24 protein-coding genes are annotated in these 21,969 nt (G+C 60.0%); 13 read left to right on the top strand and 11 right to left on the bottom strand.

Going from position 1 to position 21,969, the window contains the following annotated elements; genetic code table 11:
• A partial coding sequence (locus JQF37_RS28320; RefSeq protein ID WP_204149877.1) for an NAD-dependent epimerase/dehydratase family protein occupies nucleotides 1–142 on the bottom strand: 142 nt, incomplete at its 3' end.
• Nucleotides 143–451: 309 nt separating this feature from the next.
• Here JQF37_RS28320 and JQF37_RS28315 point away from each other — a divergent pair.
• Nucleotides 452–1,099, top strand: a complete 648-nt coding sequence (locus JQF37_RS28315) for a DUF480 domain-containing protein (protein WP_130210984.1) — start codon at nucleotides 452–454, stop codon at nucleotides 1,097–1,099.
• An 89-nt stretch (nucleotides 1,100–1,188) separates the two neighbouring features.
• Here JQF37_RS28315 and JQF37_RS28310 read toward each other — a convergent pair whose 3' ends face one another.
• Together JQF37_RS28310 and JQF37_RS28305 are read right to left on the bottom strand one after the other, a co-directional pair.
• Nucleotides 1,189–1,707 (bottom strand): cupin domain-containing protein, encoded by a 519-nt coding sequence (locus JQF37_RS28310; RefSeq protein ID WP_130210985.1) that lies wholly within the window; start codon nucleotides 1,705–1,707, stop codon nucleotides 1,189–1,191.
• Between the two features lie 41 nt (nucleotides 1,708–1,748).
• Nucleotides 1,749–2,567, bottom strand: coding sequence for a shikimate 5-dehydrogenase (locus tag JQF37_RS28305; protein ID WP_130210986.1), 819 nt, complete (start codon nucleotides 2,565–2,567; stop codon nucleotides 1,749–1,751).
• Nucleotides 2,568–2,812: 245 nt separating this feature from the next.
• Between JQF37_RS28305 and JQF37_RS28300 the strand changes: the two genes are divergently transcribed.
• Together JQF37_RS28300 and JQF37_RS28295 are read left to right on the top strand one after the other, a co-directional pair.
• Nucleotides 2,813–3,184 carry a hypothetical protein gene (locus JQF37_RS28300; protein WP_130210987.1) on the top strand — a complete coding sequence of 124 codons (372 nt, stop codon included), beginning with the start codon at nucleotides 2,813–2,815 and terminating at the stop codon, nucleotides 3,182–3,184.
• A 200-nt stretch (nucleotides 3,185–3,384) separates the two neighbouring features.
• A complete protein-coding gene (locus tag JQF37_RS28295; RefSeq protein WP_130210988.1) occupies nucleotides 3,385–3,576 on the top strand; it encodes a hypothetical protein in 192 nt (63 codons plus the stop codon).
• Here JQF37_RS28295 and JQF37_RS28290 read toward each other — a convergent pair.
• Nucleotides 3,573–4,634, bottom strand: a complete 1,062-nt coding sequence (locus tag JQF37_RS28290) for an AI-2E family transporter (RefSeq protein WP_130210989.1) — start codon at nucleotides 4,632–4,634, stop codon at nucleotides 3,573–3,575. The two genes, JQF37_RS28295 and JQF37_RS28290, sit on opposite strands and share 4 nt — an antisense overlap.
• A 163-nt stretch (nucleotides 4,635–4,797) precedes the next feature.
• Between JQF37_RS28290 and yegQ the strand changes: the two genes are divergently transcribed.
• On the top strand, nucleotides 4,798–6,123 hold the full coding sequence (gene yegQ / locus JQF37_RS28285) for a tRNA 5-hydroxyuridine modification protein YegQ (protein WP_130210990.1): 1,326 nt from the start codon (nucleotides 4,798–4,800) through the stop codon (nucleotides 6,121–6,123).
• Between the two features lie 29 nt (nucleotides 6,124–6,152).
• Here the strand turns inward: yegQ and JQF37_RS28280 are convergent, their stop codons facing one another.
• Nucleotides 6,153–7,016 (bottom strand): LysR substrate-binding domain-containing protein, encoded by an 864-nt coding sequence (locus JQF37_RS28280; protein WP_130210991.1) that lies wholly within the window; start codon nucleotides 7,014–7,016, stop codon nucleotides 6,153–6,155.
• A 96-nt stretch (nucleotides 7,017–7,112) separates the two neighbouring features.
• Between JQF37_RS28280 and JQF37_RS28275 the strand changes: the two genes are divergently transcribed.
• Nucleotides 7,113–8,033 (top strand): DMT family transporter, encoded by a 921-nt coding sequence (locus JQF37_RS28275; protein WP_130210992.1) that lies wholly within the window; start codon nucleotides 7,113–7,115, stop codon nucleotides 8,031–8,033.
• A 137-nt stretch (nucleotides 8,034–8,170) separates the two neighbouring features.
• Here the strand turns inward: JQF37_RS28275 and JQF37_RS28270 are convergent, their stop codons facing one another.
• On the bottom strand, nucleotides 8,171–8,881 hold the full coding sequence (locus tag JQF37_RS28270; RefSeq protein WP_130210993.1) for a FadR/GntR family transcriptional regulator: 711 nt from the start codon (nucleotides 8,879–8,881) through the stop codon (nucleotides 8,171–8,173).
• Between the two features lie 281 nt (nucleotides 8,882–9,162).
• Here JQF37_RS28270 and JQF37_RS28265 point away from each other — a divergent pair, with 281 nt between their 5' ends.
• The 3 genes from JQF37_RS28265 to ampC all read left to right on the top strand — a co-directional run bounded on the left by JQF37_RS28265 (nucleotide 9,163) and on the right by ampC (nucleotide 13,159).
• Entirely contained in the window at nucleotides 9,163–10,509 is a 1,347-nt protein-coding gene (locus JQF37_RS28265) for an MFS transporter (protein WP_130210994.1), read from the top strand.
• Nucleotides 10,510–10,545: 36 nt separating this feature from the next.
• Nucleotides 10,546–11,889: a glucarate dehydratase gene (gudD, locus tag JQF37_RS28260; protein WP_130210995.1), complete on the top strand. Its 1,344-nt coding sequence runs from the start codon at nucleotides 10,546–10,548 to the stop codon at nucleotides 11,887–11,889.
• 130 nt (nucleotides 11,890–12,019) lie between these two features.
• Nucleotides 12,020–13,159, top strand: a complete 1,140-nt coding sequence (gene ampC / locus JQF37_RS28255; protein ID WP_204149875.1) for a class C beta-lactamase — start codon at nucleotides 12,020–12,022, stop codon at nucleotides 13,157–13,159.
• A gap of 60 nt (nucleotides 13,160–13,219) precedes the next feature.
• On the opposite strand, the gene JQF37_RS28250 is transcribed toward ampC, so the two are convergent.
• Nucleotides 13,220–13,780: a DUF4174 domain-containing protein gene (locus tag JQF37_RS28250; protein WP_130210997.1), complete on the bottom strand. Its 561-nt coding sequence runs from the start codon at nucleotides 13,778–13,780 to the stop codon at nucleotides 13,220–13,222.
• Between the two features lie 180 nt (nucleotides 13,781–13,960).
• On the opposite strand from JQF37_RS28250, the gene JQF37_RS28245 reads away from it, so the two are divergent.
• Nucleotides 13,961–14,329, top strand: coding sequence for a VOC family protein (locus JQF37_RS28245; protein ID WP_130210998.1), 369 nt, complete (start codon nucleotides 13,961–13,963; stop codon nucleotides 14,327–14,329).
• Nucleotides 14,330–14,348: 19 nt separating this feature from the next.
• Here JQF37_RS28245 and JQF37_RS28240 read toward each other — a convergent pair whose 3' ends face one another.
• Both JQF37_RS28240 and JQF37_RS28235 read right to left on the bottom strand, forming a co-directional pair.
• The gene (locus tag JQF37_RS28240; protein ID WP_130210999.1) at nucleotides 14,349–15,134 is read right to left on the bottom strand and encodes a sulfite exporter TauE/SafE family protein; all 786 of its coding nucleotides are present in this window, start codon (nucleotides 15,132–15,134) and stop codon (nucleotides 14,349–14,351) included.
• 133 nt (nucleotides 15,135–15,267) lie between these two features.
• Complete coding sequence (locus JQF37_RS28235; protein WP_130211000.1) at nucleotides 15,268–16,017, bottom strand: hypothetical protein; 750 nt, start codon at nucleotides 16,015–16,017, stop codon at nucleotides 15,268–15,270.
• A gap of 201 nt (nucleotides 16,018–16,218) precedes the next feature.
• Here JQF37_RS28235 and JQF37_RS28230 point away from each other — a divergent pair, with 201 nt between their 5' ends.
• Both JQF37_RS28230 and JQF37_RS28225 read left to right on the top strand, forming a co-directional pair.
• Entirely contained in the window at nucleotides 16,219–17,040 is an 822-nt protein-coding gene (locus JQF37_RS28230; RefSeq protein ID WP_130211001.1) for an aldo/keto reductase, read from the top strand.
• Between the two features lie 29 nt (nucleotides 17,041–17,069).
• Nucleotides 17,070–17,540, top strand: a complete 471-nt coding sequence (locus tag JQF37_RS28225) for a DUF1810 domain-containing protein (protein ID WP_130211002.1) — start codon at nucleotides 17,070–17,072, stop codon at nucleotides 17,538–17,540.
• Here JQF37_RS28225 and JQF37_RS28220 read toward each other — a convergent pair.
• Nucleotides 17,505–19,865 (bottom strand): DNA polymerase II, encoded by a 2,361-nt coding sequence (locus JQF37_RS28220; protein WP_189340496.1) that lies wholly within the window; start codon nucleotides 19,863–19,865, stop codon nucleotides 17,505–17,507. The genes JQF37_RS28225 and JQF37_RS28220 overlap by 36 nt on opposite strands.
• A gap of 291 nt (nucleotides 19,866–20,156) precedes the next feature.
• On the opposite strand from JQF37_RS28220, the gene JQF37_RS28215 reads away from it, so the two are divergent.
• Nucleotides 20,157–20,597 (top strand): CBS domain-containing protein, encoded by a 441-nt coding sequence (locus JQF37_RS28215; protein ID WP_047527469.1) that lies wholly within the window; start codon nucleotides 20,157–20,159, stop codon nucleotides 20,595–20,597.
• Nucleotides 20,598–20,661: 64 nt separating this feature from the next.
• Here JQF37_RS28215 and JQF37_RS28210 read toward each other — a convergent pair whose 3' ends face one another.
• Nucleotides 20,662–21,285, bottom strand: coding sequence for a glutathione S-transferase (locus JQF37_RS28210; RefSeq protein ID WP_130211004.1), 624 nt, complete (start codon nucleotides 21,283–21,285; stop codon nucleotides 20,662–20,664).
• Nucleotides 21,286–21,495: 210 nt separating this feature from the next.
• On the opposite strand from JQF37_RS28210, the gene JQF37_RS28205 reads away from it, so the two are divergent.
• Nucleotides 21,496–21,897 carry a hypothetical protein gene (locus JQF37_RS28205; RefSeq protein WP_130211005.1) on the top strand — a complete coding sequence of 134 codons (402 nt, stop codon included), beginning with the start codon at nucleotides 21,496–21,498 and terminating at the stop codon, nucleotides 21,895–21,897.
• The last annotated feature ends 72 nt before the right edge of the window (nucleotides 21,898–21,969 follow it).

Here is a 21,969-nt window from a genome sequence, read left to right as displayed (position 1 = left end):
CCTTGAGTCGTGCGCGCTTGAGCGTGACGTCGTAATAGTCGTTGAGGTTGTCGATGCCGACCACTTCATGCCCGTCCAGGCATAGACGCCGGGCGGTGTGAAACCCAATGAATCCGGCAACGCCGGTAATCAAAATAGTCATGCGAATCGTGTGCTATCGAGCACATCTTGTTTGGCTGATACCAACATCAACTTCATGCCTTACTCCATCTTCCATTGCTTAAGGCCGGTGACATTGTCGATGCAAGAAACGTGTAAATCCCCCACTTCAAGGACATCCTGTCCATGGCCCCGCATACGGTGCCCGTCCAATTGTAAAAAATTCGTTACTATTGCGTTAATGCCTCATTAAACAGCCCAGATAGTTCGCAAATTCTATTGCCATTGACGCACACCAATCTAAAGTGCATCCACGCAAGTGAAAACCTGAACCGGGTAAGGACGCAGAACCATGATCACCGAGCAAGAGACGACCTATGACGAGCCGCGACTCAACAGCACGGAAATCCGTATTCTGGGCTCTCTGATCGAAAAACAGGCCACCAGCCCGGAAACCTACCCGCTTACCCTCAATGCGCTGATGATCGCCTGCAACCAGAAGACCAGCCGTGAACCGGTGATGAACCTGACCCAGGGCCAGGTCGGTCAGAGCTTGCGCGCCCTCGAGGCACGCGGCTTCACCAAACTGGTGATGGGCAGCCGTGCGGATCGCTGGGAGCACAGGGTCGACAAGGCGCTGGAACTGGTGCCGGCTCAAGTGGTGCTGGCGGGACTGCTGTTCCTGCGCGGCCCACAAACGGTCAATGAGTTGCTGACCCGCAGCGGCCGCATGCATGACTTCGAAGATACCGACCAGGTGGTGCATCAGCTTGAACGCTTGATTGCCCGTGGCCTGGCCCTGCTGATTCCCCGCCAGGCCGGGCAGCGGGAAGACCGGTATATGCATGCCTTGGGCGACCCGGCGGATATCGACGCGATTCTCGCGGCGCGGCAGAACCCGGTCGAACGTGGTGGTGGCAGCGCTGTTTCGGTTGAGCGCATCGAAGAGCTCGAGGCGCGGATTGCGGCACTGGAAGAGCGTTTGGCGCGGCTTGAGTAAACATCATTAACTTGAACAAATAACCCTGTGGCGAGGGAGCTTGCTCCCTCGCCACAATTACACCTTTGCCGACTCGATCTCGGAACCGTTCACTCCCCGTCCCAGTAATCCACCCCATCCGCCTGCCGGGCAACCGCGACAAACCCCGAGGCATGCCCCTGCGCATCGACCTTGAAGTCATCCATCACCGCATACTTGCCGGAATCCGGATATTCACAGATCTCCGGTGACTGCTGGGTGCTGACCGCCAGGTAACGCAACTCTGCAAGGCTGGTATTGATGATCTGGTGTGCCGCTTCAGGACCGCCCGGCGGGCAGGCGATCACGTCGCCAGCGCGAATGGGGAAGCGTTCGGCGCCAAGACGGATCTCCCCCTCCCCGGCCACGACGTAAAACATCTCCTCGTTGACCCGATGACTGTGAAACGGACTGCCACGCATCCCCGGTTCCAGCACGTACAGGCGATATCCGAGCTTCTGAGCCCCCAGTTGCTGACCCACGCGGGCCATGCGTTGCTGATAGCGGCCGGCGGTTTCACCGGTGGGCGCCAAGGCTTCGGGCAGGGGCTCGAGTTCGACGTGGTTCAGGTTGAGAATGGGGGGATGCATGGGTACCTCCTTGACCTTGTTTTAAGGCAGGCAAAAGACCTTCAACTGCGCGCAAACGCCACCGCTTGCTGAAATTGCTCATCCGTCGGCCGCACACCGGTATAAAGCACGAATTGCTCCAACGCCTGGAGCGCGATCACCTCCAGTCCGGTGATCACTTGCTTGCCCTCGGCACGACCACGCACGATCAGCGGCGTTTCCGAGGGAATCGCCACCACATCGAAGACGATATCAGCAGCCGCAATGGCCTCGGTTTCGTATGCCAACTGACCGGCCTCCGGGCCGCCATCCATACCGACCGGCGTGACATTGATCAGCATTTGCGGCCGTTTCTCCCCCAGCTCCGCTTGCCATGAATAGCCCAGGGACTCAGCCAGGGCCCGGCCGGCGCGCTCGTTGCGGGCCACGATCAGGCCGTTTGTGTAACCGCCATCGCGCAAGGCACTGGCCACCGCCTTGGCCATTCCGCCGCTGCCGCGCAGGGCAAAGGTGGTGTTCTTGGGCACGGCGTGGGTTTCCAGCAGTTGGGCAATCGCAATGTAATCGGTGTTATAGGCCTTGAGATGACCGTCGGTATTGACGATGGTGTTGATCGATTGAATGGCGGCGGCGGACGCGTCCAACTCATCGACCAGCGCAATGCAGGCTTCCTTGAACGGCATCGATACGCCGCAGCCGCGAATGCCCAAGGCACGAATACCGCCGACAGCGCCCGGCAAGTCCTGACTGCTGAAGGCTTTGTAGTAGAAATTCAGCCCCAGCTGTTCATACAGATGGTTGTGAAATCGCAGGCCAAAGTTGCCGGGGCGTCCGGAGAGGGACATGCACAGCCGGGTGTCTCTGTTGGGGTTCATCTGCATGTGAATCTCCTTCCAGTGCACTTTCAGATGGACGGGCTTAGCCAGTCCAGGGTGTTCTGATCAATCATATTCCAGGGCCTGCTTACGGCATCGGGCGACCGTAAGCAAGCCGGTACAGACCTTACACAAAATTTACCTAACGGCTGTGCTGATTTTGAAAAAAACGCTGTCTTAGAAGTATCCCCGCGACGATCCCTGGGTCTATTGCAGACACAAGCGCCGGGGCGAAGAACCGAGGAATTATCATGATCCGTAAAATCCCCACAGTAGCCTTGCTGATCGGCGCGCTCGCTATCGCAGGACAGGCGCAAGCCCACGGTGGTGGTAATGACGCGGCGGTATTTGGAGCGATCGTCGGTACGGCCATCGTCGGCTCGGCCCTGATCAACGCCAACCGGCCGGTGTATGTCGAGCCGCAACCTGTTTATGCACAGCCGGTCTACGCCCAACCCGCACCGGTGTATGCCGCACCACCGCCACCGGTTTACTACCAGCCGGCTCCGGTCTATGTGCAGCAACCGATCTACTACCGTCCGGCGCCGGTCTACTACGGACCACCCCGTGGTTATTACGGCCCACCCCGTGGTTACTATGGCCCGCGTTACGGTCACTACTGACAGAGTCCGCAGGGGCCCGCTTGCTGGCGATGGCGCGTTCGAAAACGTTATCGCCGGCCAGCAGGAACATTGAAAGGTGCGGTGACCGACAAACGGTCATTTGCACCCACTGGCGTCAATGACCACTATCGAAAACGGTGATTGTCCGCAAAAGCACCCGCCCCGTAAGGTATCTCCATAGATCGATGGAGGTACTGATGATGTCTCAGGTTCATATTATGTCCGTTATCGGCAGCGCCGTTCCCGCCCCTCTCAGAGAGCTGGGACTGCTCGCCTGCTGGTATCTGGTACAGGACGGCGAACAGATCAGCGGCCCGCTCACTTCGCTGCCGGCCGCCCAGGCATTGTCTGAGCGTATCGGCACTGGCCAGACGGGCAAATTCAGCGCTTAAGGCAGCTGAACCCGCGGTTTGGTTTCGATGAAGATCGCCCAGCTCGACATGAACAGTGCGGCAATCAGCGGACCGATCACAAAACCGTTGAGGCCGAAAATCGCCAGGCCGCCCAGGGTCGAGATCAGGATCAGATAATCCGGCATCTTGGTATCCTTGCCCACCAGGATCGGTCGCAGCACGTTGTCCACCAGTCCGATCACAAAAACCCCGAACACCCCCAGTACCACGCCCTGCCAGATCGCCCCGGTGAACAGGAAAAACGCCGCCACCGGCGCCCAGACGATGCCCGCCCCCACCGCTGGCAACAGGGACAGAAACGCCATCAACACGGCCCAGAGCAACGCGCTCGGGATGTCCAGAAACCAGAAAATCAAACCACCCAATGCGCCTTGTGTGATCGCCACCAGCAGATTGCCTTTCACCGTGGCCCGCACCACGCGGTTGAATTTGAGTTGCAGACGACGCTTCTGGTGTTCCTGCAGCGGTACGGCGGAGCGAACCTTGCGCGCCAGTTCGGCACCGTCCCGCAGAAAGAAGAACAGCAGGTAGAGCATGATGAAAAAACTCACCACAAAATCGAAAGTGCCCTGACCAAAACTGAAGACCTGCGTGGCGACAAACTCATTGCCCGTCACCGCGCTCTTGATGATCTTCTCCCGCAGGCCGTTCAGCTCGCCGACCCCGAACCGATCGAGCAAGTGCTGAAAGTACGGCGGCAGGCTGTGTTTGAAGTGCGTCACATAGCCTGCGATGTCCAACTCGCCGCTTTCAATTCTGTTGTAGAGCGCCGCCCCCTCCTGAACCAGCAAGAAACCGAGGATGATCACCGGCAGGATCGCGATCACCAGACAGATGCTCAGCGTCAGCAACGACGTGATGTTGCGCTGCCAGCCGAACTTCAATTGCAGTCGACGCTGCAGGGGCGCAAACAGGATGCCGAGGATCACTGCCCAGAACACCGCGCCGTAGAACGGCAACAGAATCCAGACGAAGGCGATGCTCACCAGCCCCAGCAACACCGTCAGTGACTTGTCTTGTAATGTCTCTTCGTTCATGTCCGATCCATGTCAGTCCGCCGGAACGCAATGTTGCGCCCTGATGCTTAGGCCACCATGGCTCGCGCGAGTGCCATCGTTTTTTTCATCAAGCATAGATCCAGATCAATAAACCTTCGGAGCAAGGCGTATACGCTCGGCGGCTTTTGCGATCGATCCCACCATGAACCAGATTGCTCCGGAACTGCTCGCCCCCGCCGGCACCTTGAAAAACATGCGTTATGCCTTCGCCTACGGCGCCGATGCCGTGTACGCGGGCCAGCCACGCTACAGCTTGCGCGTGCGCAACAACGAATTCGATCACGCCAACCTGGCCCTCGGCATTCGTGAAGCGCAGGCGCAGGGCAAGCGCTTCTACGTGGTGGTGAACATCGCGCCGCACAACGCCAAGCTCAAGACGTTCCTCAAGGATCTGGAACCCGTGATCGCCATGGCGCCGGACGCGTTGATCATGTCCGACCCCGGCCTGATCATGCTGGTGCGCCGGCACTTCCCGCAGATGCCGATTCACCTCTCGGTACAAGCCAATACAGTGAACTGGGCCAGTGTCGAGTTCTGGCAGCAGCAGGGCTTGAGCCGGATCATCCTCTCGCGGGAACTGTCTCTGGAAGAAATCGCCGAAATCCGCCAACAGGTTCCCGCCATGGAACTGGAGGTGTTCGTGCACGGTGCGCTGTGCATGGCCTATTCGGGCCGCTGCCTGCTGTCGGGCTACATGAACAAGCGTGACGCCAACCAGGGCAGTTGCACCAACGCCTGCCGCTGGAAGTATTCGGCGCAGGAGGCCACGGAAAACACCCTGGGCGAAATCGTCCAACAGTACCAACCGGAACCGACCCTGGGTCTCGGCGCGCCCACCGAGCAGGTGTTCCTGCTGCAAGAGGCCAATCGCCCCGACGAACTGATGCCGGCCTTCGAAGACGAGCATGGCACTTACATCATGAATGCCAAGGATCTGCGCGCCGTACAGCATGTCGAGCGCCTGACACAGATGGGTGTGCACTCATTGAAAATCGAAGGCCGGACCAAATCGCATTTCTATTGTGCGCGGACCACGCAAGTCTACCGACGGGCCATCGATGATGCCGTGGCCGGCCGCGATTTCGACCGCAGCCTGATGACCGACCTCGAATCCCTTGCTCAGCGCGGCTACACCGAAGGCTTTCTGCGTCGGCATGTGCATGACGAGTACCAGAACTACCAGAACGGCAGCTCGGTGTCGGAGCGGCAACAGTTCGTCGGTGAACTGACCGGCGAGCGACGTGAGCGGTTGGCGGAAGTGAAGGTGAAGAATCGGTTTGGCCTGGGCGATCACATGGAGTTGATGACGCCCAAGGGCAACTTCCACTTCGATCTGCATCAATTGCACAACATCCGGGGTGAAGCGATCGAGGTCGCGCCGGGGGATGGGCATACGGTGTACCTGCCGATTCCGGATGCGGTGGATTTGAGTTTCGGGTTGTTGATGCGGGATGTATGCGTGAGCTGATCAATCCGCGTTCACGGCTACCAGTTCGCTTAAGCAAATTCCTCGCGCAACATTGCCACGAACGCCTCTCGCGCCGGGTGCACCCCGGCGTTTTCATGCCAGTAGAACAAGTTCTCGATCGCCGTCAGCTCGGGAAACTCGTAACCCACGCACCCTGCGCCCTTGGCGTATTGATCGAACACGCCTTTGGGCACCAGCGCCACGCCGGCCCCGGCGCTGACGCACCCGACAATCGCGCCGTAACTGGCCAGGCTGACAATCGGCAACGCCTGCCCCTGGCGCAACAACCAATGTTCCAGCGCCGCCCGATACGGACAACCCTGGGGCCACATGAAGACGGTATTGTCATGCAGATCCGCCATGTCACGCACCGGCCCCAGCGATGTCGAGGCAATCAGCAACAGGTCTTCGCGGTACATCGGCGTGCGCTTGAGGTGCGAGCGCTCGACATCCACCGCAACTATGGCGCCATCCAGCCGATGATTGAGGGTGTCATCCAGCAATTGCCCCCAAGTGCCCGTAGTCAGTTCCAGCGCCACTTGCGGGAAGCGCTTGTGGAATTTGGCCAGCAGTCGCGGCAAGCGACCGGTGGCCGAGGACTCGATGGCGCCGATGCGCAACGGCCCGGAAGGCTCGGCCGCGGGGTCCACCGCCCGCTTCGCCTCCGCGGTCAACGCCAGGATTTTCGAGGCGTAGGCCAGAAAGGTCTGACCCGACGGACTGATGCGCAGCCCGCGCCCCTCGCGCAAAAACAACGCGACACCCAACTCCGCCTCCAGCGACTTGATCCGCGCCGTGATGTTCGACGGCACGCAATGCAGCACTTCTGCCGCACGGGCGATGCTGCCCAGTTCGGCAACGGTCTTGAACATGCGAATCTGCGCCAACTCCATACATCACCCAAAGTGAACGGTTAGCGCAGTATAAGTCAGTTGTGGCGAATGGTTCAGGTTCAGATACTCAGAGCACCTGCCTACCGGTGCACGACCATGAAGCCGCTCACACACGCCCCCGTTTCGCCCTTGAAGATCATCCTGGCCATGGCGTTTGTCGTGACCTGCTGGGGGTATTCCCCGACCGGCATCCATATCGGCCTGCTCGCCTACGACCCCGTGCATCTGGCGCTTTTGCGTTTCCTGCTGGCATCGGTGTTCATGGCCGTGGTCGCGTTGTGCAGGGGCATTCGCCTGCCAGGACTGCGCGATGTTCCATTGCTGTTCGGGCTGGGTTTCTTTGCCGTCAGTCTGCATCACGTGGCGATCAACTTCGGCCAGCAAGGCGTCAGCGCTGGCGCTTCCAGTGTGCTGGCACAAACCACGCCGCTGTTCAGCACCTTGCTCGCGCGCTTCGCGTTCAAGGACCGGGTCAGCCTCTGGCGCTGGGGCTGCGTTTTATTGGGCCTGCTCGGCGTGGTGATCGTGGTGGCGGGCGATCATGGCCTGGGCAGCATCGACGCCCACGGCTTGCTGATCCTGCTGGCGGCGCTGTCCTGGAGTCTGTATTTCGCCCTGCAAAAGCACCACACCGGGCGTTATGACGGCTTGACCCTGGTCTGTTACACGGTCTGGTCCGGGACGTTACTGTTAGCGGTTTTTCTGCCAGGCCTTGTGGAGCAGGTCGCCGTGGCACCGCTGCGCGCGCAGCTGGCAGTGTTTGCCCTGGGGATATTCCCCAGTGCCCTGGCGTATCTGGCCTGGGCCTATGTATTGGCACATGTGGATTTGAGTCGGGCAACAATGACGCTGTATCTGGTACCGCCGATGGCGATGGCCATTGCGTCGTTTGCGCTGGGTGAAAGGCCGACGCTGATGGTTGGGGTTGGAGCGGTTGTGGTGTTGATCAGTGTGTTGGCGTTGAACCTGGAGCGCAGACCAATGATTCAAGAGACTCGCGCTGGATCAGCGGTTTGAGTTGAGACGTCCGGCGCCATCGCCAGAACGCCACCCGGAGCAAGCTCGCTCCTCCAGGTTTCAAGGGCGCACACAGAATATGCGCACCGCCTCAATCCTTATGGGAGCGGGCTTGCCCGCGATGAACGATGACTCGATCAACTGGCAGAAAACCGGTCGCGACTGTTGGTCAAATGCAGCCACATCGCTGCCCGCGCTGCGTCCGGGTCCTGGCGCTTGATGGCGTTGAGAATCGCCTCATGCTCGAGGTTGGCCAGTTCTCCGAGCTTGCTCAGGTCCACCGCGCCGCGCTCGGCGGCATTCACCCGGGTTCGCGGAATCATGGCGCTACCCAGGTGCTGCATGATCTCGGTGAAGCACACATTGCCCGTGGCTTCGGCGATCAGCAGGTGGAAGCGCCGATCCGCTTCAACACAGCTGTCATTGTTGGCCAGCAGACGCTGATAGTCGTCGAGCGCCTCGCGCATCTGCGCCAACTGTTGATCGCTGCGGCGAGTGGCGGCCAGTGCGGCGGCCTGGGTTTCCAGGCCCATGCGCAATTCCAGAATGCTGCGCACCCCTAGCGCAGTGTCGACATTCAGTCGCAAGCCCTGTTCCGGCGCACGCTCCAGCACAAAGGTGCCGATGCCGTGCCGGGTTTCCACCAGCCCGGAGGCCTGCAACTTCGAAATCGCCTCGCGCACCACGGTGCGACTGACGCCGTACTCCTGAACAATCGTGTTCTCCGACGGCAGCTTTGCGCCGGGCAGCATCTGGCCAAGCAGGATGCTCTGGGTCAGCTTGGCCACCAGGTCATGGGCCAGGTTGTGGCTGCGCTTGCGGGCAGGTGCGTCGAGATCTTCTTGCATGGCGCTCATCCAAAAGCAGAACTAGCGCAATCGTAGCACTGCGATCGCCTGCAAACTCAAGAAAACACCACTTAACTTGTATGACAACACTCAACATAACGCCAATAGATGCTCAATCAAACGAAAAAAAGTCACAGCGAAAGGAATAAAAATTGCCGACATCGCGCCATTTTATTCGGCGAACGCTATTGCAGGACAAAAAAAAGCAGTTGTATGATGTCTATCAACATCGCAACACCCAGCCGCACCCCGCATAAAAATAACGAGTGGGAGAAAACGCAGTGAATACATCCATTTCAGCCATGGACGATGGCGCCGATTCGGTGCTGAAGTCCGCCATCTCGAAAGTCAAACGTCACGTCTTGCCGCTGTTCGTGATCATGTTCATCGTCAATTACATTGACCGCGTGAACATCGGCTTCGTCCGCGCCCACATGGAACACGACCTGGGTATTGGCGCTGCCGCCTACGGCCTCGGCGCCGGTCTGTTCTTCATCGGCTACGCATTGTTCGAAGTGCCCTCCAACATCCTTCTGCAGAAAGTCGGCGCTCGCCTCTGGCTGACCCGCATCATGCTGACCTGGGGCCTGGTCGCCGCAGGCATGGCGTTCATCCAGAACGAAACCCACTTCTACGTCCTGCGTTTTCTGTTGGGTGTGGCCGAAGCCGGGTTTTTCCCTGGCGTGATCTACTACTTCACTCGCTGGTTGCCCGGTGTGGAGCGCGGCAAGGCCATCGCCATTTTCCTCAGTGGCTCGGCCGTTGCGTCGCTGATTTCCGGCCCGCTGTCCGGTTTGCTCCTGCAAATCACCGGCTTCGGAATGCACGGCTGGCAGTGGATGTACTTCATTGAAGGGATGTTTTCGGTCGGGCTGTGTGTGTTTGTCTGGTTCTGGCTCGATTCCAGGCCCCACGACGCGAAATGGCTGACCCGGGACGAGCAAGACGCACTGGTCCAGGCCATCGATGATGAGCAACTGGCCCGCGAAGCCGCGACGCCGATCAAACCGTCCCTGGGCAAACTGCTCAAGGATCGCCAGATCATCCTGTTCTGCCTGATCTACTTCTTCATTCAACTGACCATCTACGCCGCCACTTTCTGGCTGCCGAGCATCATCAAAAAAATGGGCGACTTGAGCGACGTCCAGGTCGGGATGTTCAACTCGATTCCGTGGTTGCTGTCGATTGTCGGCATGTACGCCTTTGCCTCGCTGTCGGCCAAATGGAAACACCAGCAAGCGTGGGTCGCCGCCGCGCTGCTGATCGCCGCCGCCGGGATGTTCATGTCCACCACCGGTGGGCCGGTCTTCGCCTTTGTCGCGATCTGCTTCGCCGCACTGGGTTTCAAATCGGCGTCATCGCTGTTCTGGCCAATTCCCCAGGCCTATCTGGATGCGCGCATCGCCGCTGGCGTCATCGCGTTGATCAACTCGGTGGGCAACCTTGGCGGGTTCGTTGCGCCCACCACCTTCGGCCTGCTGGAAGAACGCACCGGCTCCATTCAGGGCGGCCTGTATGGCCTGGCCGCAACCTCGATCATCGCCGCGATCATCGTCTTCGCCGCACGCAACACACCCAAGGCCGCGTCCATCACCACAACGGCCAAACCGGCGCCCCACCACGCCTGAATACTTTTCAAGAACACGGTTTAAAAGGATAAGAACATGACCCAACAAGAAACCGCCAAAGCCCCGATCATCACCAGCATGCAGATTGTCCCGGTGGCCGGCCACGATGGCATGCTGCTCAACCTGAGCGGCGCCCACGGGCCGTTTTTTACCCGCAACATCGTGATCCTCAAGGACAACGCCGGCCACACCGGCGTCGGCGAAGTACCGGGTGGCGAGCGTATTCGCCAGACCCTCGAAGACGCCCGCAGCCTGGTGGTCGGCAGCCCGATCGGCACCTACCAGAAGATGCTCAATCAAGTGCGCCAGACCTTCGCCGACCGCGACGCCGGCGGCCGTGGCCTGCAGACTTTCGACCTGCGCATCACCATCCATGCCGTCACGGGGCTGGAGGCGGCGCTGCTCGATCTGCTCGGGCAGTATCTGGGCGTTCCCGTCGCCGCCCTGCTCGGCGAAGGCCAGCAGCGTGATGAAGTGAAAATGCTCGGCTATCTGTTTTATGTCGGCGACCGCCAGCAAACCGATCTTGCCTACCGTAGCGAGCCGGATGCCGACAACGACTGGTTCCGGGTGCGTCACGAAAAAGCCATGACCGCCGACGCCGTGGTGCGCCTGGCCGAAGCAGCTCATTCGAAGTACGGCTTCAAGGATTTCAAGCTCAAGGGCGGCGTGCTCAGCGGCGATGCCGAAATCGAAGCGGTGACGGCCCTGGCCGAACGCTTCCCCGACGCACGCATCACTCTCGATCCCAATGGTGCCTGGTCCCTCAAGGAGGCCATTCGCTTGTGCCGCGACCAGCACCAGGTACTGGCTTACGCCGAAGATCCCTGCGGCGCGGAAAATGGTTACTCGGGACGTGAAGTCATGGCCGAGTTCCGGCGTGCCACGGGTTTGAAAACCGCGACCAACATGATTGCCACCGACTGGCGGGAAATGGGTCACGCGATCCAGTTGCAATCGGTGGACATCCCATTGGCAGACCCGCATTTCTGGACCATGCAAGGCTCGGTTCGCGTGGCCCAGATGTGCCATGAATGGGGCCTGACCTGGGGCTCGCATTCCAACAACCACTTCGATATCTCCCTGGCGATGTTCACCCATGTCGCGGCAGCCGCACCGGGTGAAATCACGGCGATCGACACCCACTGGATCTGGCAGGACGGCCAGCGCCTGACCAAAGCCCCACTGCAAATCGTCGACGGCTGCGTGCAGGTGCCGCAGAAACCGGGGCTGGGCATCGAGCTGGATATGGATCAGGTGGCAAAGGCCCATGAACTGTACAAAGGCATGGGGCTGGGCGCGCGGGATGACAGCGTGGCGATGCAGTTTTTGATTCCGGGGTGGACATTCGACAACAAGCGGCCGTGCCTGGTGCGCTGATCTGACGGATACACGCCCCCCAACAACCCACCCTGCCGCCGATGGCCGGCAGGGCTCAAAAACCATTCGGAGCGGAGCGATTAACCGCCTAAAATGACGCGCAATTGAATCGATGACGGACAACACTCCCATGGACAGACTGAAAATCTTCGCGGTTTGCGTAGCGGCGCTCGCGGCTGGCCAGTGCATCGCACAGGATCAAATGGAGACGCTGGTGAATGCCGCCGTGCGCCCGGTCATGCAAGCCCAGGGCATTCCCGGAATGGCCGTGGCGGTGACCGTCAACGGCAAGCCGCACTACTTCAACTACGGGGTAGCGTCGAAAGAAAACGCGCAACCGGTCACTGAAAACACCCTGTTCGAAATCGGCTCCCTGAGCAAAACCTTCACCGCCACCCTCGCTGCCTACGCCCAGGCCAGCGGCAAGATGTCGTTGTCCGACAAGGCCAGCCAGGTGTGGCCCGCATTGCGCGGCAGTGCGTTCGATCACATCAGCGTGCTGCAACTGGGCACCTACACCGCAGGCGGTCTGCCCCTGCAATTCCCCGACGCCGCCGACTCGGCGGACAAGATGCTCGGCTATTTCAAGCAGTGGCAGCCGACCTACGCCGCTGGCACCCACCGGCAGTACTCGAATCCGAGCCTCGGTTTATTCGGCTACCTTGCGGCCCAAAGCATGGGCCAGCCATTCAATGAATTGATGGAACACACGCTGCTGCCCAAACTCGGCCTCAAGCACACCTACCTCAAAGTGCCGCAGGCGCAGATGGGCTTTTATGCACAGGGCTACAACAAGGACGACAAGCCGGTGCGCGTCGGGCCGGGGGCGCTGGACTCCGAGGCTTACGGGGTGAAAACCAGCACCTCGGGCTTGATCGGCTATGTGCAAGCGAACCTGCAACCCGCCTCCCTGGAAAAACCGTTACAACAGGCAATCGCCCTGACCCATACCGGTTATTACCGCGTCGGCGAGATGACCCAGGGCCTGGGATGGGAGCTCTATCAGTACCCGGTCACCCTGGATCAGTTGCTGGCGGGCAACTCGCCGCAGATGGCCATGGAGGCGCACAAGGTCCAGTGGCTCAACCCGCCTCAACCGCAACCGAAAAACCTGCTGCTGAACAAAACCGGGTCGACCGGTGGCTTCGGTGCCTACGCCATGTTTGTGCCGTCGAAAGATATTGGCATCGTGATCCTGGCCAACAAGAACTACCCGATTGCAGAGCGGGTCAAGATCGCTCACCAGATTTTGAGTGCGCTGAGCCAGTAATCCCCACGTAGCTTACCTGTGGCGAGGGGGGCTGCTCACTCGCCACCGAGTTGGGGTAAGTCAATCATCCGGCATTTCCGGCGGCTTGGCGGGCTTCGCGGGCTTGGCCGCTTTGCCGTTTTTTTCGCCTTTGGCGCCCTTGGCGCTTGGCTCGGGTTCGGCAGCGGGCGCTACCGTTGGTGGTGGCGTTTCCTTCTCGGCCGCCGGGAGTTGGTCGACCGCAGCAAAGACTTCTTTCAACTCGACGGGCCCGGACTGTTCAAGCTTCTTCTCGCCGTCCTTGCCCACCAGAATCACCTTGGTCTTGGCCCCGGCACCCAGTTTGAGTGAACGAATCAACGCTGCCGTGTCTTGTGGCCCCAGGTCTTTGCCATCACGTTGACCCATCAGATTGAGCACCGTGTACAACACCAGGTTTCGCTCGGTGAACCCCTTTTTGTTATCCGGCTCTTCCAGCGACTTTTTCAGGCTGACCCACGTCGGGTCGACCGTGCTGGGAGCGATGACGATCAGTGGCCGGGACCTGCCCTTGTCCATGTCCAGCGGTGAGTCGCCATCAGCGGCGAACAAGGGACCGGCAACTGCCAGCAGGGTAGCCAGGGTCAGTGACCTGATGAGCATGCGCATCTCCTTTTGATATCCACGCTCTAATGATTGCGCATCGCGGCGATCGTTCCGGGTGACGCTCCGCAAATGTTGTTCGCCTTGTCCAAAGCTTAGGTCAGGGCGGTCGAAGCGCAACAGGCCGGGCTAAACTCAAGATTCATGGAAGCCCACCTGATCCGCCGTGAGGACCACTGCATGAGCGCTCAGTTGAATCACACCATTGTCTGGTGCCGCGACAAGCAGGTATCGGCCAACTTCCTCGCCGACCTTCTCGGCTTGCCCGCCCCGCAGCCGTTTGGCCCGATGCTGGTCGTCAGGTTCGACAACGGCGTGTCACTGGACTTCTACGACAATGACCCGCCGATAGCGTCGCAGCACTACGCGTTCTTGATTGGCGAGGATGATTTCGACGAGGTCTTTGCGCGCCTTCTGGCCCATGGTCAGCAGTGGTGGGCTGACCCTGGTAAACAACGGCCGAAGGAAATCAATGAGTTTGCGGGGGGGCGGCGGGTGTATTTCGATGACCCGGACGGGCATCTGCTGGAAATATTCACCCGTGAGTGAAGCTGCGCCCCATGCCGAATCAGAACACCAGTTTGTAACCGATCAGTACCAGCATCGTCGCCAGGCAAGGACGCAGAAGTTCATCGGAAATACGACCGGTCAAATGGCTGCCCAGGTAAATCCCCGGCAGCGAACCGACCAGCAAGTAACCAAGGACATGCCAGTCCATGTTGCCCATGCTCGCATGACCAAGACCGGCGACCAGGGTCAAGGGAACGGCGTGAGCGATTTCCGTGCCGACCAGGCGGCGGGTCGGCAGCAGCGGATAGAGAATGAACAGCGCCACCGTGCCCAGCGCGCCAGCGCCGATGGAGGTCAGCGCGACCATGGTGCCGAGCACCAGACCGGTAACGACCGTCAGGACATTCAACTGCGTACCGCTGGGGTTGTAGTTGCCGCCGGCACGTTTGTGGGCGAAATCGAGCAGGCGCTTCTTGAACAGGATCGCCAGCGCCGTGGCGAACAGGACAAAACCCAACGCCTGCTTGATGATGGCGTTCATCGCCTCGGGGGCGCTGTGCAGACTGCTGAGGAACCACAGGGTCAACGCCACTGCCGGCACACTGCCCAGCGTCAACCAGCCGGTGATGGCCCAGTCAATGTTGTCGTTTTTTTTGTGAACCAGCACGCCGCTGGATTTGGTGATGGCCGCGTACAGCAGATCGGTGCCCACCGCCGTTGCCGGATTGATGCCGAACCACAGCAGGATCGGCGTCATCAACGACCCGCCGCCCACGCCCGTCATGCCGACGATGAAACCGACCACCAGCCCGGCTACGACCAACCCGATATTCACTAAATCCATCGATACGCCCACAAAGACTGCAAGGGAAATCTGGCCCGCAGCATAGCGATTTTTCTTATAACCAGTTATATCGATGCGATCTATCTTTATTCCCTACATGCACTATCACCCTTGTTGGAGAGTCACCGCCGTTCTATTGCACCGGCAGGAAATTCAGGAACAGCAGGCTCTGGGCGTAGTTGAGGCCGATGCGCCGGTAGCGCTCGTCCAGCATCTGCGTCAGCAAATCCAGGCGCGCGACTATTTTGCCGAACTCCACGGCAAAACTCAGGTTGCTGCCCTCTTCCGAGATTTCGTTGGAAAACAGCATGGGTTCGCCGTTTTTGTTTTGTCGCTGACTCAGGATCCAGGTCGCAATCTCGATGTTGCGTGCAGCGTTGCTGACGAACGTCGGGTTGATCGCGTCCGTCATGTAGAACTCCAGGCGATTGCCGTGGGCGGTGACCAGCATGCTGCCGATGGCATAGATGAACGCACCGACCCGGTCGCCCAGAAATTCCGGACTCATGGCAAACCGTAGCGCCGCGAGGTCCTTTTTACCGCCAAGCGTTGGCAGCGGCTGCTGCTGTTCGATGGCCATGCGCACTTGCTTGCCGGCGATGCGCGCGTCAAGGAAGCCGGATTTTTTCAGCTCGTCGGGGTTGCGCAGGTACAGCTTGCTCATCAGCAGATAGAGGCTGTCGAGGTTGTCGCGCATGGTCAGGGTGGCCATGCGGTCGACACTGGTTTGCAGAAATTCCTGGGGTTTGCCTTCGCGCAATTGGGTCAAGAGGTCGTTACCATCCTGATGGCTGCATCCGCTGACGAAGAACGTCGACAGGCCAACCAGCATCAGGCAATGGCGGCGGATTGAGGTGATACTGAAAGGTAACGCTCGAGCCATGGGTTCTTGAACTTGGGCATGGGCCGGCAGAGGGGATCGCCGCAGGCTGCCCAAAAGTAGAGCCATTGATTTCGCAAAAGTGCAGTCATGCCGTCACCAATCGATCACCGGCAAGTTGCGATCTTTTGATCTAAGCGCGGAACCCGAAAGCTATGCTGAGTGCCAATAGCAATATGGCTTGGGTGTTTACAGGAGATTTGCATGCGTTCTCTCGAATTGGCCGGCGTCAACGTACCGGTCATCGGCCAGGGCACCTGGCAAATGGGCGAGGACCGCTCCCGGCACAATGAGGAGGTCGCGGCGTTGCGCCTGGGGATCGAGTTGGGCATGACCCTGATCGACACCGCCGAAATGTACGCCGAGGGTGGCGCCGAGGAAGTGGTGGGCGAAGCCATCGCCGGCCGGCGCGACGAGGTGTTTCTGGTCAGCAAGGTCTACCCGCACAACGCCAGCCGCCAAGGCATTCCCCAGGCCTGCGAACGCAGTCTGCGGCGCCTGAACACCGACCATATCGATCTGTACCTGCTGCATTGGCGCGGCCAGTACCCTCTGGAGGAAACGGTCGAGGCCTTCGAGCGACTGCGCGCGGCGGGCAAGATCGGTCACTGGGGCGTGTCCAACTTCGACGTCGATGATTTGCAGGAACTGGCCGCGCCGGCCTGCGCCACCAATCAAGTGCTCTATAACCTGGAAGAGCGCGGCATAGAATTTGATTTACTGCCCTGGTGTCAGCAGCGCAGGATGCCGGTCATGGCCTACTGCCCCATTGGCCAGGGCGGGAACATGCTGGGCAACGCCACGCTCCGGCAAGTGGCCGCCCGTCACGATGCCACGCCTGCCCAGGTGGCGCTGGCATGGCTTTTGCGCCAGGACGGGGTGATTGCCATCCCCAAGGCGGTACGGCCCGAGCATGTGCGACTCAACGCACGCGCGGCGCAGTTAGTGCTTGAACCTGGGGATCTGAAGGCGTTGGACCAAGCGTTTCGTGCGCCACAACGCAAACAGCGGTTGGCCATGGTCTGAGCCATCGCAGTCTGTCAGAGGACTTGCGCATGAGAAGCACCGATCGGCTGGACACCTTTAACCTGCAGCGCTTCATTCAGGCGCAGGACCCGGTGTTCGACCGGGCTCAGGCCGAATTGAATGCCGGCCGCAAGCGTAGCCACTGGATGTGGTTCATCTTTCCGCAGTTTGCCGGGCTGGGTGGCAGCGACATGTCCAAACGCTTCGCGATCGGTTCGCGCGAAGAAGCCCGAGCCTATCTTGAGCACCCATTGCTGGGCGCGCGGCTGCGCACGTGCACCCAAGAGGTGCTGAACATCCAGCAGCGCTCGGTGAGGGAGATCTTCGGCCATCCCGATGACCTGAAATTTCATTCGTCGATGACGCTGTTCGCCCAGGTCGCACCTGACGACAGCCCGTTCCATCAAGCCCTGAATCAATACTTCCACGGCATTCTGGATGACTGGACGTTGTCGCTGATGGACTCAAAACAGGCCCAGTTGCCCACCGATCAGGGTTGAAAAATCGTCGTCGACGAACGGCAGGATCGCGTCGGCCACAGGCTGTAATTGCTTGCTGACGTAATGCTCGTAATCGATGGGCGCGCTGCGGATCTCCAGTGGTTCAGGGCCGGCGACGGTGATCACGTAACTGATCCAGCCACCGTTCTGGTACTGGCGGGGACGACCCTGCCGGTCGTTGTAGTCATCGGCGATACGCGCTGCCCGCACATGCGGCGGCACGTTGCGTTGATAATCATCGAGGGTGCGGCGCAAGCGCTTGCGGTAGATCAAGCGCTCATCGAACGCTCCGGCCAGGGTCTTGCGCACATAGTCGCGCACGTAATCCTGATAGGGTTTGCGGTTGAAGATGCGCAGGTATAGTTCCTGCTGGAACTGGCGGGCCAGTGGTGACCAGTCGGTGCGCACGGTTTCCAGGCCTTTGTAGACCATCTCGTCCGTGCCATCGGCCCGCGTCACCAACCCCGCATAACGCTTCTTGCTGCCCTCCTCCGCACCGCGAATGGTCGGCATCAGGAACCGCTTGTAGTGGGTTTCGAACTGCAGTTCGAGCGCGCTCTCCAGGCCAAATTCCTGCCGCACATGCTCGCGCCACCACTGGTTGACGTGATCCACCAGCGCTTCGCCGATCTGTGCCGCTTCCTGTTGGCCGTGGGCGCGGCGCAGCCAGACGAAGGTGGAATCGGTATCGCCATAAATCACCGTGTGACCCTGGTCTTCGATCAACTGACGGGTGCGCAGCATGATCTCGTGCCCGCGCAGGGTGATGGACGATGCCAGGCGCGTATCGAAAAACCGGCATCCGCTGGAACCGAGCACCCCGTAGAAGGCGTTCATGATGATCTTCAGTGCCTGGGACAGCGGCGCGTTGTGCTCGCGCTTGGCGGTTTCCCGGCCTTCGGCGACCCGGGCCACGATAGCGGGCAGGCAATGCCGGGTTCTGGAAAACCGGGCGCCCCGGAAACCGGGCACCGACTCGCTGTCTTCGGGATGCTTGAGCCCTTCGATCAAACCCACGGGGTCGATGAGGAACGTGCGGATGATCGAGGGATAAAGACTTTTGTAGTCGAACACCAGCACCGACTCGTACAGGCCCGGTTGCGAGTCCATGACAAAGCCGCCGGGACTGGCTTGTGGCGGGCGCCCGCCGAGGTTTGGCGCGACGAAGCCCTGGCGATGCATCAACGGCATGTAGAGGTGGGTGAACGCCGCCACTGAACCGCCCATGCGATCCACCGGCAACCCGGTGACACTGGCCCGTTCCAGTAAAAAGGTCAGCAATTGGGTGTGGGCGAAAATTCGGGTGACCAGTTCGCAGTCCTTGAGGTTGTACCTTGCCAGCGCCGGTTTGTCCTCGGCGAACATGCGATTGATTTCGTCCATGCGCTGGTAGGGGTTGTCGATCGACTTGCCTTCGCCCAGCAGGGTTTGCGCGACGTTTTCCAGGCTGAACGACGGAAAACTCCAGGTCGCCGAACGCAGCGCCTCGATGCCGTCGATGATCAGCCGGCCGGCAGCGGAGGCAAAATAATGGTTGCCGTTGCCGTGTTCGCGCCACTGCATCTCTTCGCCGCCACGCCCCAGCTTCAGCGGCACGCCCAGTTGCCTGGCGTGTTTATGCAACACCCGCAGATCGAACTGCACGACGTTCCAGCCAATGATCGCGTCGGGATCGTGCCGGGCGAACCAGTCATTGAGCTTTTTCAGCAACAGGGTGCGCGAGTCGCAGTATTCGAGCTGGAAATCCACCTCGCTGTCATCGCCATTGGGTGGGCCGAGCATGTACACCTGCCGCTCGCCGCAGCCCTCCAGGGCGATGGAATACAACTCGCCCTGGGCGGTGGTTTCGATGTCCAGGGACGCCAGCTTGAGGCTTGGCCGATAGTGCGGATCGGGTTTCATCTGTGCGTCGAGCAACAGGTCCTCGGCATCCGGCGTACCGCCAAAGCGCACAGGGGCGGTGATGAACCGCTCCATCATGTAGCGTTCCGGCGGGCGCACGTCAGCTTCATACACTTCGACCCCGGCCCTGCGCAGGGCCGTTTCCAGGCGCATCAATTGTCCGTGCTGCGAGCAATACAGCCCCAGCACCGGACGGTACTCGAAATCCCGCAAGGCCAACTCCCGCAGTTCGACATTTTTTTCGTCGTGCAGCAGTGCCTCGGCCTGCTCGCGCTGGCTGGCCGCAATAAACGCCACCGATGGCTGATGAGGCAGGCGGATGCGCCGGGGACCGCTGTCGGTCGCCAGCCAGAACTCGACTTGCGTACCGGTCGGTGTATCGCGCCAATGCCGGGTCAGGACAAAGCCCTGCGGTAAATCCACCACTGAAAACCTCAACATTGATTCAGGGTGGTGATTCTACGCCACCATGAACCTCTGGGAGCGAGCTTGCTCGCGATGGCGGCCTGACATTCAGCATGGATGTCGACTGATTTGACCTCATCGTGGGCAAGCCCGCTCCCACAGGTATTTTGCCGGGCAGGAATCCGGGGGGCTTACCGAAGAAAAACCACTGAATGACGTTTTTTGCCGTTTATCTGCCGCTTTCTCTCTTGCCCTGCGCGCCGGCGTCTACGATTCTTCAATAACAACGACAACACCCGAGAAACCGCCATGAAAACCGTCGCGCAACTACTCAAGTTGAAAGATCAGAAGAATCAGGAAGTGCACCAGATCAAACCTGGTCATATGGTGCTGGAAGCGCTGATGAAGATGGCAGAGAAAAACGTCGGCGCCTTGCTGGTGGTGGAGAATGACGAAGTGCTGGGCATCATCAGCGAGCGTGACTACGCGCGTAAACTGGTGCTGCACGGGCGTTCTTCGGTGGGTACGCCGGTGCGCGACATCATGGTTTCACCGGTGATTACCGTGGACACCCATCAAACCGTCGATACCTGCCTGGGCATCATGTCCGACAAACGCCTGCGCCACTTGCCGGTGGTGGAGGACGGCAAATTGATCGGTTTGCTGTCGATTGGCGACCTGGTCAAGGAGGCCATCGCGGAACAGGCGGAACTGATTCGTCAGTTGGAACAGTACATTCGCGGGGAATAGCTCAAACATACCCCCGTCCCCTGTGGGAGCGAGCTTGCTCGCTCCCGCTTTTGTTTTGCAGTGCTCAGGCCGGCCAATGCCGGGCGAACACCGGCGCCAGCGTCGGGTGTCGGTCGATGCGCTCCAGCCAGGCGTAAAACCCCGGCCGGGCCGTGCGCAAATGTTCGCGGCTGCCTGACCATCGACTGACCACCGCCGCCAGCACATCCAGCGCCCCCGGTGTCTCGTCTCCCAGATACAGCTCGCCGGAAAACTGATCGGCAAACACCTCCCAACTCCAATGCAACCGTGCACGGGTGCCCGCCATCAGGTTTTGCCGAGACGATTCATCTGCCTCGGCCAACCAGCGCTCGGGGTAATCGATGATGCCGATGGCCGCATAGCAATTGCTGACGATGTACGCCAGGCCACGGATGGCCTGATCACGATCGGCCGGGTTGTCCGGCAGCAGATTCGACTCGGGAAACGTCAGCCCGAGGTGAATCAAGATCGCCGCGCTTTCGGTGAGGACGCTGCCGTCGGGCAATTGCAGGGTCGGAATCTGCTTGAGCGGGTTGAGCTTCTCCAACGCGAGGGCGGCCTGCGAAGACGACTCGACGTCAATGAAACGATAAGGGATCTCGCACAATTCCAGTGCCGCCTCGATGGCGGCTGCGCCCGAATTCTGATGACCGTAGAGCTGATACATAAACACCTCCTTGCGACGCTATCCAGTGTAGAAGCCGCCCTTGACCGCGCTGGAGCCATCCGACGACTGCATCATCACGCTCGCCAGGGGTATGCCGCTGGCCCTATCAATCCCGTCGATGTTCACCATCATGCCAATGAAGTTCTCATAAAAACTGCGCGGCGTAACATCTGCTCCATACACACCCAATAAGACCCGGAGCACACCACCATGAAACGCCAGACTCTTCTCAGCATCGCTTTCTCGGTTTTTGCAGTAAACGCTTTCGCCGCTACCTCTGCTCAACCTGTCGTCGCCGAAGGCGGCTCGGATCGCTTGATTGAAAGTCGCGTGGCGGAAGGTGGCTCCGATCGCCTGATCCAGAATCGGGTGGCCGCCGATGGCTCCGACCACCTGCAAGGCAACACCGTCGCCGCCGATGGCTCCGACCGCCTGCAAGGCAACACCGTTGCTGCCGATGGCTCCGACCGCCTGCAAGGCAACACCGTTGCCGCCGATGGTTCCGACCGCCTGCAAGGCAACACCGTTGCTGCCGATGGCTCGGATCGCCTGCAAGGCAACACCGTCGCCGCCGATGGTTCTGATCGTCTGAACAGCAACCACATCGCTTGAATGAATGGCTCTACCGCTCTCCTCGACAAAAAACCCGGCCTCATCAGTCGGGTTTTTTTATGCCCGGGATAA

The organism is Pseudomonas sp. MIL9, assembly GCF_016887925.1.
Lineage (GTDB): Bacteria > Pseudomonadota > Gammaproteobacteria > Pseudomonadales > Pseudomonadaceae > Aquipseudomonas > Aquipseudomonas mohnii.
Note: the sequence above shows the minus strand (reverse complement) of the source record. Positions and strands in the feature narration are given on the sequence as shown.

Bases quoted from the DNA above. Each gene is read 5' to 3' on its own strand.
- JQF37_RS28315 (WP_130210984.1), top strand. From the start codon at position 452: ATGATCACCGAGCAAGAGACGACCTATGACGAGCCGCGACTCAACAGC.
- JQF37_RS28310 (WP_130210985.1), bottom strand. From the start codon at position 1,707: ATGCATCCCCCCATTCTCAACCTGAACCACGTCGAACTCGAGCCCCTG.
- JQF37_RS28305 (WP_130210986.1), bottom strand. From the start codon at position 2,567: ATGCAGATGAACCCCAACAGAGACACCCGGCTGTGCATGTCCCTCTCC.
- JQF37_RS28300 (WP_130210987.1), top strand. From the start codon at position 2,813: ATGATCCGTAAAATCCCCACAGTAGCCTTGCTGATCGGCGCGCTCGCT.
- JQF37_RS28295 (WP_130210988.1), top strand. From the start codon at position 3,385: ATGTCTCAGGTTCATATTATGTCCGTTATCGGCAGCGCCGTTCCCGCC.
- JQF37_RS28290 (WP_130210989.1), bottom strand. From the start codon at position 4,634: ATGAACGAAGAGACATTACAAGACAAGTCACTGACGGTGTTGCTGGGG.
- yegQ (WP_130210990.1), top strand. From the start codon at position 4,798: ATGAACCAGATTGCTCCGGAACTGCTCGCCCCCGCCGGCACCTTGAAA.
- JQF37_RS28280 (WP_130210991.1), bottom strand. From the start codon at position 7,016: ATGGAGTTGGCGCAGATTCGCATGTTCAAGACCGTTGCCGAACTGGGC.
- JQF37_RS28275 (WP_130210992.1), top strand. From the start codon at position 7,113: ATGAAGCCGCTCACACACGCCCCCGTTTCGCCCTTGAAGATCATCCTG.
- JQF37_RS28270 (WP_130210993.1), bottom strand. From the start codon at position 8,881: ATGCAAGAAGATCTCGACGCACCTGCCCGCAAGCGCAGCCACAACCTG.
- gudD (WP_130210995.1), top strand. From the start codon at position 10,546: ATGACCCAACAAGAAACCGCCAAAGCCCCGATCATCACCAGCATGCAG.
- ampC (WP_204149875.1), top strand. From the start codon at position 12,020: ATGGACAGACTGAAAATCTTCGCGGTTTGCGTAGCGGCGCTCGCGGCT.
- JQF37_RS28250 (WP_130210997.1), bottom strand. From the start codon at position 13,780: ATGCTCATCAGGTCACTGACCCTGGCTACCCTGCTGGCAGTTGCCGGT.
- JQF37_RS28245 (WP_130210998.1), top strand. From the start codon at position 13,961: ATGAGCGCTCAGTTGAATCACACCATTGTCTGGTGCCGCGACAAGCAG.
- JQF37_RS28240 (WP_130210999.1), bottom strand. From the start codon at position 15,134: ATGGATTTAGTGAATATCGGGTTGGTCGTAGCCGGGCTGGTGGTCGGT.
- JQF37_RS28235 (WP_130211000.1), bottom strand. From the start codon at position 16,017: ATGGCTCGAGCGTTACCTTTCAGTATCACCTCAATCCGCCGCCATTGC.
- JQF37_RS28230 (WP_130211001.1), top strand. From the start codon at position 16,219: ATGCGTTCTCTCGAATTGGCCGGCGTCAACGTACCGGTCATCGGCCAG.
- JQF37_RS28225 (WP_130211002.1), top strand. From the start codon at position 17,070: ATGAGAAGCACCGATCGGCTGGACACCTTTAACCTGCAGCGCTTCATT.
- JQF37_RS28215 (WP_047527469.1), top strand. From the start codon at position 20,157: ATGAAAACCGTCGCGCAACTACTCAAGTTGAAAGATCAGAAGAATCAG.
- JQF37_RS28210 (WP_130211004.1), bottom strand. From the start codon at position 21,285: ATGTATCAGCTCTACGGTCATCAGAATTCGGGCGCAGCCGCCATCGAG.
- JQF37_RS28205 (WP_130211005.1), top strand. From the start codon at position 21,496: ATGAAACGCCAGACTCTTCTCAGCATCGCTTTCTCGGTTTTTGCAGTA.